Origin of the sequence: Streptomyces mayonensis (assembly GCF_018982965.1) — a bacterium.
GTDB classification, from domain to species: Bacteria; Actinomycetota; Actinomycetes; order Streptomycetales; family Streptomycetaceae; genus Streptomyces; species Streptomyces mayonensis.
Window position 1 is genome coordinate 1 of sequence record NZ_JACBYP010000091.1, and the last position, 13,064, is coordinate 13,064.

Annotated in this window: 12 protein-coding genes; 5 read left to right on the forward strand and 7 right to left on the reverse strand. The window is 72.0% G+C overall.

Annotation, left to right across the window (positions count from 1 at the left end; translation table 11 throughout):
• Positions 1 to 153 precede the first annotated feature (153 nt).
• Positions 154 to 1,551, forward strand: a complete 1,398-nt coding sequence (locus HZS56_RS27515) for a cysteine desulfurase/sulfurtransferase TusA family protein (RefSeq protein ID WP_216723485.1) — start codon at positions 154 to 156, stop codon at positions 1,549 to 1,551.
• 17 nt (positions 1,552 to 1,568) lie between these two features.
• Here the strand turns inward: HZS56_RS27515 and HZS56_RS27520 are convergent, their stop codons facing one another.
• On the reverse strand, positions 1,569 to 2,543 hold the full coding sequence (locus HZS56_RS27520; RefSeq protein WP_216723486.1) for a carbohydrate kinase family protein: 975 nt from the start codon (positions 2,541 to 2,543) through the stop codon (positions 1,569 to 1,571).
• Between the two features lie 237 nt (positions 2,544 to 2,780).
• Here HZS56_RS27520 and HZS56_RS27525 point away from each other — a divergent pair, with 237 nt between their 5' ends.
• The gene (locus HZS56_RS27525) at positions 2,781 to 2,990 is read left to right on the forward strand and encodes a hypothetical protein (RefSeq protein WP_216723487.1); all 210 of its coding nucleotides are present in this window, start codon (positions 2,781 to 2,783) and stop codon (positions 2,988 to 2,990) included.
• Between the two features lie 133 nt (positions 2,991 to 3,123).
• Complete coding sequence (locus HZS56_RS27530; protein WP_216723488.1) at positions 3,124 to 4,659, forward strand: hypothetical protein; 1,536 nt, start codon at positions 3,124 to 3,126, stop codon at positions 4,657 to 4,659.
• A gap of 157 nt (positions 4,660 to 4,816) precedes the next feature.
• Here HZS56_RS27530 and HZS56_RS27535 read toward each other — a convergent pair whose 3' ends face one another.
• Complete coding sequence (locus tag HZS56_RS27535; RefSeq protein WP_216723489.1) at positions 4,817 to 5,173, reverse strand: HesB/IscA family protein; 357 nt, start codon at positions 5,171 to 5,173, stop codon at positions 4,817 to 4,819.
• A gap of 279 nt (positions 5,174 to 5,452) precedes the next feature.
• Here HZS56_RS27535 and nadA point away from each other — a divergent pair, with 279 nt between their 5' ends.
• Together nadA and HZS56_RS27545 are read left to right on the forward strand one after the other, a co-directional pair.
• A complete protein-coding gene (gene nadA, locus HZS56_RS27540; protein WP_216723490.1) occupies positions 5,453 to 6,637 on the forward strand; it encodes a quinolinate synthase NadA in 1,185 nt (394 codons plus the stop codon).
• Between the two features lie 324 nt (positions 6,638 to 6,961).
• Positions 6,962 to 7,846 carry a LysR family transcriptional regulator gene (locus HZS56_RS27545; protein WP_308408175.1) on the forward strand — a complete coding sequence of 295 codons (885 nt, stop codon included), beginning with the start codon at positions 6,962 to 6,964 and terminating at the stop codon, positions 7,844 to 7,846.
• A gap of 116 nt (positions 7,847 to 7,962) precedes the next feature.
• Here the strand turns inward: HZS56_RS27545 and HZS56_RS27550 are convergent, their stop codons facing one another.
• From HZS56_RS27550 to HZS56_RS27570, 5 genes are all read right to left on the reverse strand, one after another.
• Positions 7,963 to 8,529: a nitroreductase family protein gene (locus tag HZS56_RS27550; protein ID WP_216723492.1), complete on the reverse strand. Its 567-nt coding sequence runs from the start codon at positions 8,527 to 8,529 to the stop codon at positions 7,963 to 7,965.
• Positions 8,530 to 8,652: 123 nt separating this feature from the next.
• Complete coding sequence (locus HZS56_RS27555) at positions 8,653 to 9,678, reverse strand: TauD/TfdA family dioxygenase (protein ID WP_216723493.1); 1,026 nt, start codon at positions 9,676 to 9,678, stop codon at positions 8,653 to 8,655.
• 31 nt (positions 9,679 to 9,709) lie between these two features.
• Positions 9,710 to 10,795: an amino acid kinase family protein gene (locus HZS56_RS27560; protein ID WP_216723494.1), complete on the reverse strand. Its 1,086-nt coding sequence runs from the start codon at positions 10,793 to 10,795 to the stop codon at positions 9,710 to 9,712.
• Positions 10,792 to 11,835, reverse strand: coding sequence for an aspartate-semialdehyde dehydrogenase (locus tag HZS56_RS27565; RefSeq protein WP_216723495.1), 1,044 nt, complete (start codon positions 11,833 to 11,835; stop codon positions 10,792 to 10,794). The genes HZS56_RS27560 and HZS56_RS27565 overlap by 4 nt, the downstream gene beginning before the upstream one ends.
• 81 nt (positions 11,836 to 11,916) lie before the next feature.
• Positions 11,917 to 12,936, reverse strand: a complete 1,020-nt coding sequence (locus HZS56_RS27570; RefSeq protein ID WP_253914984.1) for a DMT family transporter — start codon at positions 12,934 to 12,936, stop codon at positions 11,917 to 11,919.
• Between the last annotated feature and the right edge of the window lie 128 nt (positions 12,937 to 13,064).

The window sequence follows — 13,064 nt, forward strand, 5'->3', positions numbered from 1 at the left end:
GGCGGGGGCGCCCGCGGGGGGTGGGAGCGGGTGTTTCCCGACGGCTGACGGTGCGTCGCGGCTCGTCGCGGCCACGCGGCGGATCCGCATGCCGGACACTTCCCCGCGCCCCTTCGGGGGTGCCGGCCCGCCCGGACGTTCTAGCGTTGCCCCGTGGCCTACTTCGACGCTGCTTCCGCCGCCCCTCTCCATCCCGTTGCCCGCCAGGCCCTGTTGGCCTCGCTCGACGAGGGCTGGGCGGATCCGGCCCGGCTGTACCGGGAGGGACGGCGGGCGCGGTTGCTGCTCGACGCCGCCCGGGAGGCCGCGGCCGAGGCCGTGGGGTGCCGGGCGGACGAGTTGGTGTTCACCCCTTCGGGGACGCGCGCCGTGCACGCGGGGGCGGCGGGGGCGCTGGCCGGGCGGCGGCGTGCCGGGCGCCACCTGATCGTGTCAGCCGTCGAACACTCCTCCGTACTCCACGCGGCCGAGGTGCACGAGGCCGACGGCGGGAGCGTCGCGCAGGTCCCGGTGGACCGGACGGGCGCGGTGGACCCGGCTGCGTACGCGGCGGCCCTGCGTGCGGACACCGCGCTGGCCTGTCTCCAGTCGGCCAACCACGAGGTGGGGACCGAGCAGCCGGTGGCCCGGGTGGCGGAGCTGTGCCGGGCGGCGGGCGTGCCGCTGCTGGTGGACGCCGCCCAGTCACTGGGCTGGGAGCGGGTCGAGGGCGACTGGTCGCTGCTCACGGGCAGCGCCCACAAGTGGGGCGGGCCCTCGGGGGTGGGGCTGCTCGTCGTGCGCAAGGGAGTCCGCTTCGCGCCGCAAGGGCCCCGGGACGAGCGGGAGTCGGGCCGGGCGCCGGGCTTCGAGAACCTCCCGGCGATCGTCGCCGCGGCGGCGTCCCTGCGGGCGGTGCGGGCCGAGGCGGCGGACGAGGCGGCCCGGCTGCGGGAGCTGACGGACCGGATCCGGGCCGGCGTGCCGGGTCTGGTGCCGGACGTGGAGGTGGTCGGTGATCCGGAGCGCCGGCTGCCCGGGATCGTCACCTTCTCGTGTCTCTATGTCGACGGGGAGACTCTGCTGCACGAGCTGGACCGCGCCGGTTTCTCCGTCTCGTCCGGATCGTCCTGCACGAGCAGCACGCTGACGCCGAGCCACGTCCTGAAGGCGATGGGCGTGCTGAGCGAGGGGAACGTGCGGGTGTCACTGCCGCCGGGGACACCGGCCGAGGACGTGGAGCGGTTCCTCGAGGTGCTGCCGGGCACGGTGGCCGCGGTGCGGGAAAAGCTGGGGGCACCGGCGCGGACCGGACCCGTCCGGGAGGAGAGGGCCCGGGAGGCGGGGGCCGAGCTGGTCGTGGACGCGATCGGCCGCCGCTGCCCGGTCCCGGTGATCGAACTGGCCAAGGTCATCGGCGACGTCCCCGTCGGCGGCACGGTCCGCGTCCTGTCCGACGACGAGGCGGCCCGCCTGGACATCCCGGCGTGGTGCGAGATGCGGGGCCAGGAGTACGCGGGTGAGGAGCCGGCGGAACGGGGAACGGCCTACCTGGTCCGCCGGACCGGGTAGGCCGCCCGGGGCGGGACTCAGCCCAGGTGCGCCTGGACCTCGGCCGCGGCCTCGTCGCCGTACGCCTTGGTGAACCGCTCCATGAAGTGGCCCCGGCGCAGCTGGTACTCCTGGGTGCCGACGGTCTCGATGACCAGCGTGGCGAGCATGCAGCCGACCTGCGCCGCCCGCTCCAGCGACACGTCCCAGGCGAGTCCCGACATGAACCCGGCGCGGAAGGCGTCGCCGACGCCCGTGGGGTCGGCCTTGCGCTCCTCGTCGGGGACGCCGACCTCGATGGTCTGCTCACCGGCCCGCTCGATGCGTACGCCCCGCGCGCCGAGGGTGGTGACGCGGTGGCCGACGCGGTCGAGGATCTCGGCGTCGCTCCAGCCGGTCTTGGTCTCGATGAGCCCCTTCTCGTACTCGTTGGAGAAGAGGTAGGTCGCCCCGTCCAGCAGTATCCGGATCTCGTCACCGTTCATCCGGGCGATCTGCTGCGAGAAGTCGGCGGCGAAGGGGATGGACCGCGCGCGGCACTCCTCGGTGTGCCGGAGCATCGCCTCCGGGTCGTCGGCGCCGATGGAGACCAGGTCGAGGCCGCCCACGCGATCGGCGACGGTCTTCAGCTCGATGAGGCGGGCCTCGCTCATGGCGCCCGTGTAGAAGGAGCCGATCTGGTTGTGGTCGGCGTCGGTGGTACAGACGAAGCGGGCGGTGTGCAGGGTCTCGGAGATGCGGACCGAGCCGGTGTCGACGCCGTGCCGGTCCAGCCAGGCCCGGTACTCGTCGAAGTCCGCGCCGGCCGCGCCGACCAGGATCGGCTTGGTGCCGAGCTGGCCCATGCCGAAGGCGATGTTCGCGGCGACGCCGCCCCGGCGTACGTCCAGCTGGTCGACCAGGAAGGAGAGCGAGACCGTGTGCAGCTGGTCCGCGACGAGCTGGTCGGAGAATCGGCCGGGGAAGGTCATGAGGTGGTCGGTGGCGATGGAGCCGGTGACTGCGATGCGCACGACGTGGACTCTCTCCTGAGGGGAGGCGGGTTGACGGTTCACGCTACCCGGCGGCGGCGCCGGGCTGAAGCAGGTGCCGGACAGGTACTGAGCCGTTGCCCGACGCGGGCGGGGACGGCAGCCACGGACGCGGGTACGGGCGCCGGTACCGGCCGGTGCCGGAGCCCGCGCTGAAGCAGGCGAAACTACCCGGTAGTACAACTTTCTCCGCGGGGCCGGTGTGCCTACGGTGCTGTTATGACGAACCTGAGGACCGCCGACCCCGCCCCGGCCGACCTGGACGGCGATCTGGCCTCGCTGCGCGGGGACTGCGCCCGGATGACGCCGCGCTGGTCCGCCCCCGTACGTGTCTCCGCCCGGCCGGTGCCCGTCTCGCTCCTGCACGGCGTACGGGTGCCGCAGACGTCGGCCCGGCTGCTGGAGGCCATGTCGGACTACGGCGACTGAGGGACCCGGCGGACTCCGGGGCCGTTCGGGTGGCACGCGCCGTCGCTTCGGGTGACGCGCGCGTCGCCGGGAACCGGATCCGCGCCCACCGCGTCCCATGGCTGTCCCCAGCAACAGCCGAAGGAGCGATGCGGTGAACACCGAGCGACCCGACAACGACGACGCCACCGCCGCCGGCGAGGCCGGCGCAGGGCGTCCCGCGCGGCGGCGCCCCCCGGCGGTCGCGGTCGCGTCGGTCGCCGCCGCCGTGCTGCTCCTGGGAGCCGGCGGGGGCTATCTGGCCACGTCCGCCGCCGGCGACGGCACGGACGGCGGTACGTCGTCCGGCGCGTCGGGCGACGACACGCCCCCGCCCCTCCCCCTCGACGACCGGACCACGTCCCCCGAGGGCGGCACCCACGGCATCGCGCCCGGCGAGCCCGACCCCCACGGCGTCACCTACCGGGCCGACGGCTCGCTCCCCGAGGGCCCCGGTTCGGCGCCGGTGTACCGGGCGGAGGGCGATGTCACCGAGGCGGAGGTGGCCCGGCTGGCCGAGGCGCTGGGCGTCGGGAGCGCACCCCGCGTCCAGGGCGACGCGTGGAAGGCGGGCAACGCGAAGGACGGTTCGGGGCCCCTGCTCACGGTGGACCGGCAGGCGCCGGGCACCTGGACCTTCCACCGCTACACGCCCCGCACGGACAACTGCAAGAAGGGCGCCGAGTGCAAGGCCCCGTCGGCCGACGGCAGCCCGGTGGGCGAGGCGGCCGCGAAGGAGGCGGCGGCGCCCGTGCTGAAGGAGCTGGGCCAGGACGGCGCCAAGCTGGACGCGAGCCAGGTCATGGGCGCCAAGCGGGCGGTGAACGCGGAACCGGAGGTCGGCGGGCTGCCCACGTACGGCTGGACGACCGGCGTCGTCGTCGGCGCGCAGGGCGAGGTGGTCGGCGGCAGCGGGCAGGTGAAGGCGCCGGTCAAGGGGGACACGTATCCGGTCCTGGACGCGAAGGAGACGCTGGCGCTGCTGAACGCGCCGGGCAGCGGTACCGGCGCGGGCATCGGCGGCTGCGCGAGTCCCGTACCGCACCAGGACGGCGCCGGGTCGGACCTGCCCTGCGGACTGCCGACCGGCGCCCCGGGCAAGTCCGGGAGCGGGAAGCAGGCGGCCACGGTCGAGGACGCGGTGTTCGGGCTGGCCGCGCACCCCGTGCGGGGACGGCAGACACTGGTGCCGTCGTGGCTGTTCGAGGTGCGGATGCCGGGTGCGCGGGACGCGGTCACGGTCACGTATCCGGCGGTCGAGCCGCGGTACCTGACGGCGGCGGCCCCCGCCTCGCCCACCCCGACCCCCACTCCGCCGCCCTCCGGCGAGCCGTCCTCGGCGCCGTCCAAGCCGCGGAACGTGGACGTCAGCGGCTACACGGCCGGGGACGGCGAGCTGACCGTGCACTTCACCGGCGGCGTGTGCTCCGACTACGACGCGAAGGCGGAGGAGAGCGACGGGTCGGTGACCGTCACGGTGACCGAGACCCCGCACCCCGGCAAGGTCTGCATCCTGATCGCCAAGGAGTACGAGCGGACGGTGCGGCTCGACGAGCCGCTCGCCGACCGCAAGGTCGTCGGGGCGGACGGCGAGCGGGTGCCGGCGTACAAGCCGGGCGCACGGCTTCCGGCACCGGCCGAGGGCCGGTGACGGGCGGGAGCCGGTGACGGGCGGGGGCCAGTGACGGGCGGGGACCGGTCACGGACGCCAGGAGAACGGAACGGAACGAGGGCGGCGGCCCGGGTTTTACCCCGGGCCGCCGCCCTCGTCCTGGCGTCTTCGCGTCCTCACCCGGACGCCGCGCGGCTCAGCTGAAGGAGTCGCCGCAGGCGCAGGAACCCGTCGCGTTCGGGTTGTCGATCGTGAAGCCCTGCTTCTCGATGGTGTCGACGAAGTCGACGGTGGCACCGCCCAGGTACGGCGCGCTCATGCGGTCCGTGGTGACCTTGACGCCGCCGAAGTCCTTCACCACGTCGCCGTCGAGGGAGCGCTCGTCGAAGAAGAGCTGGTAGCGCAGGCCGGAGCAGCCGCCGGGCTGGACGGCGACGCGCAGCGCGAGGTCGTCACGGCCTTCCTGGTCGAGCAGCGCCTTGACCTTCGACGCGGCGGCGTCGGTCAGGATGATGCCGTCGGTGACGGTGGTGGTCTCGTCCGATACGGACATCTACATCTCTCCCGGGTTGTACGGAGACTGCTTGCCGACGACGTCAACCGCCGGAGCCGCGGATTCATTCCGGGCGGGCCGAGTCTTTCTCCTCGGCGTCCTGTCCCCTTCATGCTCGCACACGCCCCCGCGCGCGGTCAGCGGCCCGAGGGTGCCTTCCCGGCGCCGGGATTCACGTCACACCGACACTATGGGCATCGTCAAAGTGACGTGAAGCGGCTATGATATATAGCGTCAATTCGACGAAAAGGGTCGACGAGAAAAGAAAGGGTGCGTGTCGTGACCACCGCCCAAACCCAGGAGCTCGACGTACAGCCGACGCCCCTCGCCCTGCTGCTGCTCGGCCGCGAGGCCGACCCGAGGAGCGAGCGCGGTGTGGAGTGCCCCGGCGACCTGCCCTCGCCCTCCGACCCGGACCTGGTCGCACGCGCCCGCGCGGCCAAGGAGAAGCTCGGTGACAAGGTCTTCGTCCTCGGTCACCACTACCAGCGCGACGAGGTCATCCAGTTCGCCGACGTCACGGGCGACTCCTTCAAGCTGGCCCGGGACGCGGCCGCCCGCCCGGAGGCCGAGTACATCGTCTTCTGCGGTGTGCACTTCATGGCGGAGTCGGCCGACATCCTCACCTCCGACGACCAGAAGGTGGTCCTGCCCGACCTGGCCGCCGGCTGCTCGATGGCGGACATGGCGACGGCCGAGCAGGTCGCCGAGTGCTGGGACGTGCTGACCGAGGCGGGCGTCGCCGAGCAGGTCGTGCCCGTCTCGTACATGAACTCGTCCGCCGACATCAAGGCGTTCACCGGCAGGCACGGCGGCACCATCTGCACCTCCTCCAACGCCGAGCGGGCCCTGAACTGGGCCTTCGAGCAGGGCGAGAAGGTGCTCTTCCTCCCCGACCAGCACCTCGGCCGCAACACGGCGGTCCGGGAGCTGGGCATGTCCCTGGAGGACTGCGTCGTCTACAACCCGCACCGGCCGAACGGCGGGCTGACCACAGAGGAGCTGCGCGCCGCCAGGATGATCCTGTGGCGGGGCCACTGCTCGGTGCACGGCCGCTTCAGCCTCGACTCGGTCAACGACGTGCGCGAGCGCATACCGGGCGTGAACGTCCTGGTGCACCCCGAGTGCAGGCACGAGGTCGTGGCCGCCGCGGACCAGGTCGGCTCGACCGAGTACATCATCAAGGCCCTGGAGGCGGCCCCGGCCGGTTCCAAGTGGGCCATCGGCACCGAGCTGAACCTGGTCCGCCGACTGGCGAACCGTTTCGCCGCCGAGGACAAGGAGATCGTCTTCCTCGACAGGACGGTCTGCTTCTGCTCGACCATGAACCGCATCGACCTCCCGCACCTGGTCTGGACCCTCGAATCCCTGGCCGAGGGCACCCTCGTCAACCGCATCGAGGTCGACCGGGAGACGGAGGCGTTCGCGAAGCTGGCCCTGGAGCGGATGCTGGCGCTGCCGTAACCGGCCCCGGGCGCGACGGCCCCGCCCGGCCACCGGTCCGGGGGGGGGGGGGGGGGGGCGGGGGCGGCCCCCCCCCCCCCCCCCCCCCCCGGGGGGGGGGGGGGGGGGGCCGCCCCCCACGGCCCCGCACAGCACTCCCCCTCCAGTGACATACGCGCAGCGACATACACAAGTGATGCACATCACCTCACCCTGTGTAGCCAGGTTCGCTTATGTAATGTTTCGTCGTCTTTGCTGATGCTGCGCGACGCGTCGATCACAGGCACGATCACTCTGGTACAGACCGTTCCAGTGGCTGGAGGGCCCGTGGAGATCCGTCAACTGGTGACATTCCAGAAGGTCGCAACCCTGTTGAGCTTCACGCGCGCCGCCGAGGAACTCAGCTATGCCCAGTCGAGCGTGACGACACAGATCCGTGCCCTGGAAACCTCGCTCGAGGTGGAGCTCTTCGACCGCCTCGGCGGACGCATCCGTCTGACGCCCGCCGGTGAGCGGCTGCTCCAGTACGCCGAGCAGATCCTGGAGCTGGCCGAGACGGCGCGAGCGGACCTGGCCGGCGGGGACGGCCCGGCGGGCAACCTGGTGATCGGCACGATGGAGAGCATCACCTCCTACCGGATGCCCCCGTTACTCGAGTTCGTCCACCACCGCTACCCCAAGGTGCAGTTGTCCTTACGGCCGAGCCTGTGCGCCGAGACCTGCCACGCCCTGCGTCAGGGCACCTTCGACATCGGCTTCCTCATCGAGGAGCACACCCGCCACCAGGGCCTGGAGACCGTCGTACTGGCCGAGGAGCCGCTGGTGGTCGTCGCGGCTCCGGACCACCCGCTGGCCGGGCAGGAGAGTGTGTCGATCGACGACCTGCGGAAGACGTCCATCCTGGCGACGGAGGCCGGGTGCGCCTACCGCTCCCTGTTCGAGGAGGAGTTGCAGGGCGCGGAGACCACGTCGTGCCTGGAGTTCGGCACCATCGAGGCGATCAAGCGCGGGGTGGTGTCCGGACTGGGGGTTTCGCTGCTGCCCCGGGTGACGGTGGCGAGTGAGCTGGACAAGGGTGAACTGGCGGCGCTGGCCTGGCCCGTGCCGTTCACCGTGTACACGCAGTTGGCGTGGCGCAGTGGCAAGCGGCTGTCGCGGGAGCTGAAGCTGTTCATCGACCAGACCGTGCGCTTGATGCAGGAGGAGCAGCCGCTCAGCAAGTCGGGATGATGCGCTTCCCGTCCGCCCCTCCTCTCCCTCCCTTCCCGTCCCTCCCGTCCCGTCGGCTCCCCCCTCCCCCTCACTCGGCCGTCTCACTGCCGTCTCACTGCCGTCTCACTGCCGTCTCAGACCAGGGCGGGTTCGGGTGCGAAGGCGGACACCCGGTCACTCACGTCGTCGGGCAGCCTCCGCCGGAACGGCTGTGCTTCGTCGGCCGAGCCGATGTACAGCCAGCCGAGCAGGCGTTCACCGCTGCTCAGCCCCAGCAGCCGGCTGACGGCGTCGGATTCGGTGAACCTGCCGGTGCGCCAGATGCTGCCGAACCCGCGGGCGTGCAGCAGGAGCATGAGCGAAGTCGTCATCGCGCTGGTCGCGGCCAGTTGCTCCCACTCGGGCACCCGGTGGCCGGAGGCCGGTGTGAACACCAGGGTGGCGAGCAGCGGTGCGCGGTGTGTTCTGCTTTCCGTCCGGGACCGCTCCGCGTCGGTGACGGGGCTCTCGTCGGCGAAGCAGCGGCCCAGGGCGGTACGTCCCTCGCCGCGCACCAGGACCCAGCGCCAGGGACGGATCCGCCCGTGGTCGGGGGCGGTGGCGGCGGCCCGGAGCAGGTATCCGAACTCCTCGTCGCTGGGGGCGGGTTCGACGAGGTGCTGTGCGCTGCGACGGCTCAGTACGGCGGTCATGACGTCCATGGGTTCCTCTCTTCGTCCCTCAGGGGGCCTTCTCGCGGTCTGGTTCGTGCGGTTCCGTGCACGGGTGCACGCCGTGGGGGCGGGGTGCCGTGCACCCCGCCCCCATCCGCGTCCGGGAGCCGATCAGTAGTGGACGCGGCGGTCGCCCTCGGTCTGCCGGTAGCGGATGGACCACTGGCTGCGGCGCACGTAGGTCCGCTGCAGCCAGCGGTCGGCGCCGTCGTAGCGGGCGGTGAAGGGCGTGCGGGCGTGCAGCCCCTTCCGGTTGTTGATCAGGAGTGCCTCGCCCGGCCGGAGGAAGACCTGGTGGGCGGTCTCGCGGCAGGCGGCCTGCAGCCGGTCCAGGGCTGCCTCGGCGGCGGTGGTCATGGCCCGCACACCGTTGGCGGAGGAGGATATCTCCGGGAACTGCTCGGGTCCGCTGATCATGGCCACCGGGTCGGAGAGCACCTCGCGCCCGCCGGCCACGTCGCGGACGTAGCTGCCGGGGGCGTTGAGCCTGAAGAGCGGGCTGCGCAGCAGTTCCAGGGTGCGGGAGTCGAGGGCGCGTGAGATGTCCCGGGCATCCGCGTAGTGCGTCGCGGCGACGCCCTCGTGGTCGGCGCGCAGGCAGCTGAGGACGAGGAAGTCGGGGTTGCTGACGTCGTAACGGCCGACGGCGTCGTGGACGATGTCGTTGTGGAAGTTGAGGAAGACGGTCGAGCCCTGGTTCGTCTGGGTCGTCGCGCCGCCCTTGACGGGGATGACGTCGTGGACGAGTTGTCCCTTCTTCTCGGTGAGGAAGCCGACCGGCTCCCCGAGCAGACCGGACAGGCCGAGCAGTACTCCCTCGGCGACGAATGTCTTCTTGTCGGGCGCCGGGCCGCCGTTCGCCGGAGTGGCGGGCAGCTCCGGGTCGACGGGAAGGTTGCGGACGTAGCCGACGCCCGGGGTCTCGTTGTGGCGGCCGAAGTCGAGAATCCGCTGCAGCCGGTCGAGCGGCAGGCCGGCGAAGATCTGGTGGTAGCGGGCCATGGTGCGGTCGATGTCCAGCGTGGGATCCGGCTCGGCGGCCAGCTCCCGCCCGAGGGTGTCGCGCACGGCGTCGGGCAGGTCGATCAGGGCAAGAGTCTGCGGTGCGGCAGCGGTCTCGACGGTGGACGCGCTCATGGTGATATTCCCTTCGGTGAAGGTCGCGGGCTTACAGGGCGTGCAGTTTGGGGGCGGGGGCGGGCAGGTCGGCGTGGAGCTTCCTGGCGAGTGCGCGGGCCTGGTCGGCGTCGGCGGCGATGTGGGTGGTGGCGCGGCTGCCGGTGATCTCGGCGACCAGGACGCCCATGTCCCGCGCCGGGGGCAGTTGGTGCACCTGCTGGAAGTGGTCGATGTCGAGGTAGCCGCCGACGACCGCGAGGTGCGGGCCGTCCTCCAGGCGGACGGTGTCGACTCCCTCGTTGTGGAAGACGCTGTGCGCCCGGTCGGCGTCGGTCTCGGTGGCGTAGGCGAGCACCCTGGACCTGGTGTTGGCGACGACGCCGGTGGCCGGTGCGCCCTCGGCGCTGATGACCGTGCCGGAGGCGAAGGGGGCCTTGTTGTGGCGACAGATCAGGGTGATGCCGTGCTGCTGGGCGGTCCGCACCGACCTGCGGTGCAGGACCTTCGCCCCGTACAGGGACATCAGCGCGGCGGTGTCGTAGGTGATCTCGGGGATCAGGCGGGCGTCGGCGACCACGTTCGGGTCGGCGCTGTAGATGCCGTCGACGTCGGAATGGATCTCGACCCGGTCGATGCCCAGCGCGGCGGCGACCAGGACGGCCGAGAGGTCGGAGCTGTTCTTGCCGAGCCAGGTGGGCCGGCCCTGGGCGTCGGCCGCCTGGCCGCCCGGCACGATGACGACCTGGTGTTCCTCGAAGGCCCGGCGCAGCGGCTCGGCGTCCGACCGCTCCACCTTGGCCCACATGAAGGTGCTGTCGGTGACCAGGCCCTGCTGATGGCCCGCCAGGACGGTGGCCGCCACTCCCGCCCGGTGCAGGGCGGCCGCCAGGAGGTGGGCGCTGACGGTGTCGGCGAGGGTGAGGAGCCCCGCGACGGTGGCGTCCTCGGGCTGCGGGTCGGCCTCGTGCAGCCGGCCGCGCAGCTTCTCCGTCTCGCCGGGCATCCCGCTCGCCACGACGGCCAGGGGCCGCCCGTCCTCCTCGATCCGCCGGCGCAGGGCCTGGGCGAGGTCGGCGTAGGCCTCGACGTCGGGGAAGGTGGAGCCTCCGAACTTCAGGACGGCGGGAATGGTCACAGCACACCTCGTTCGGTGAGTACTTCGGCGATCTGCAGCGCGTTGAGGGCGGCGCCGATACGGACGTTGTCCGCGACGATCCACAGCCAGAACCCGCGCGGGTTGTGGGCGGCGACGCGGACGCGCCCCACGTGGACGTGGTTGGGGTCGCCGGCGGTGCGCGGGGTGGGGAAGGCGCCGGGGGTCTGCAGGTCGTGGACGGTGACCTCGTCCTGCTCGGCGAGCAGCCGCACCAGTTCTTCCCGGTCGACGGTGTCGTGCGCCTCGATCCAGACGGCCTCGGAGTGGCTGTTGACCACGGGGACGCGCACGCAGGTCGTGGTGATGTCCAGGTGCGGCAGGGACAGGATCTTCCGGGACTCCTGGAGCATCTTCTGCTCCTCGAAGGTGAAGCCGTCGTCCAGGAGGCGGTCGATCTGCGGGATGACGTCGAAGGCGAGGGACGGGCTGAAGGTCCCGGTCACCCCGGCGTCGTCGGGGTCGTCGAGGACGGCCCGGGCGCCGGCGCGCAGTTCGTCGATGCCGGAGTAGCCGGCTCCGGACGCCGCCTGGTAGGTGCTGACCACCGCCTGGCGGACGCCCCAGCGCTCCTGGACCGGTTTGAGCAGCCGTACCAGCGGGATGGTGGAGCAGTTCGGGTTGGCGACGATGCCGCTCGCCGGGCGGTCGCCGAGCTCGTGGGCGTTGGCCTGGGGGACGACCAGGGGGGTGTCGGGGTCCATCCGGAAGGCACTGGTGTTGTCGATGACGAGGGCGCCCTGGGCGACGGCCTTGGGGGCGAAGGTGGTGCTCACCCGGGCGCCGGCGGAGAAGAAGGCGATGTCGGTGCCGGTGAAGTCGTAGCCGTCCAGGTCGTGCACCCGGTAGGTGTGGCCCTCGGTGGTCACCTCGCGGCCGGCGGAGCGGGCGGAGGCGACCAGGGCCAGGTCGCGGTAGCGGAAGCCGCGTTCCTCCATGAGCTGCAGGAGAGTGGTGCCGACGACTCCGGTGGCGCCGACCAGGGCTATGCGCGGTGCGGTCGCGTCGGTGACTCGGGGCATGGCGAGGGTCCTCTCGGGATGCGGATTCGAACAGGGGCGCGGGGGCGGCGGGTTCGGGGCCGCGGGAGACGGGGCGGGGAGTCAGACGGTGGTGCGCTTGCCGGCCGTGGCGACCGGCTGCGCCGGGGCTTCCTCCGCGGTGGCGGGGGCCGCCTCCTCGACGGCGGGGGCCGCCTCCGCGGTGGCGGGTCGCGGCCGCAGGCTCCAGCCGAGGCTGATGCCGAGGGAGGCCACGACGATGAGCGGGATGCCCAGCGCCTGGAGCCAGCTGACGTGGTGGCCGTAGACGGCCCAGTCGCAGACCATGGCGGCGGCCGGGTAGATGAAGGCCAGCACGGCGATCTTCGACGTGGGCAGCTTCTGGTACGCGGAGTACATCAGCACGTACATCACCCCGGTGTGGAGGAAACCGAGGCCGGCGAGCCACAGCCAGCCGGTGCCGAAGTCCGCGCTCTGGCCGAGCTGGGTGAAGGGCAGCAGCAGCGGGATGCCCAGCACGACCTGGACCAGGGCGACGAGGTGGGGCTTCACTCCGGTCACGCGCTTGGTGATGACCGTCGACAGACCGTAGAACAGGGCGGCGAGCAGGGCGTAGCCGACGCCCACCAGGTAGGTGCTGCCGCTGGAGAAGTCGGACGCGGAGATGCCGGAGACGAGCAGGAGCCCGAGGAAGGCGACGAGCAGCCACCCGGCCTTGCGGGAGGTGATCCGGTCCTTGAACAGGATGGCCCCGAGCAGTACCACGAAGAACGGCTGGGTGTGGTAGACGACCGTGGCCACGGAGATCGACGTCTTGTCGTAGGACTCGAACAGGAAGGCCCAGTTGAAGACGATGAACACGCCGCCGAGGGCGGCCAGGCCCAGCTTCTTCGGGGTGAACCCGTGGTTCTTGAACAGGCCTCGGAGCGCGCAGTACAGGCCGAGGAAGAGGGTGCCGAACACGCACCGGTAGAAGACGACGTTGAACGGCGAGGCCCCGGACTCGACGACGAAGACGCCGATGGTGCCGGACAGCAGCATGGCCGCCGTGAGTTCGGTGGCGCCGTGCGCCTCCGAGCGTGCGGGCGGGGCCGACGACTGCGTTGAAGTTGATGTGCTCATGACACACTCCTGCTGTGATGGGAAGGGCGAGGGGGCCTGCCGGGAGGTTCGGTTCCGGAGGAATCCGGGCTGATACAAGGACGCTACGGCGTCTCGTTCGACCCGGTCCACACGCTGCTCGGGAACGA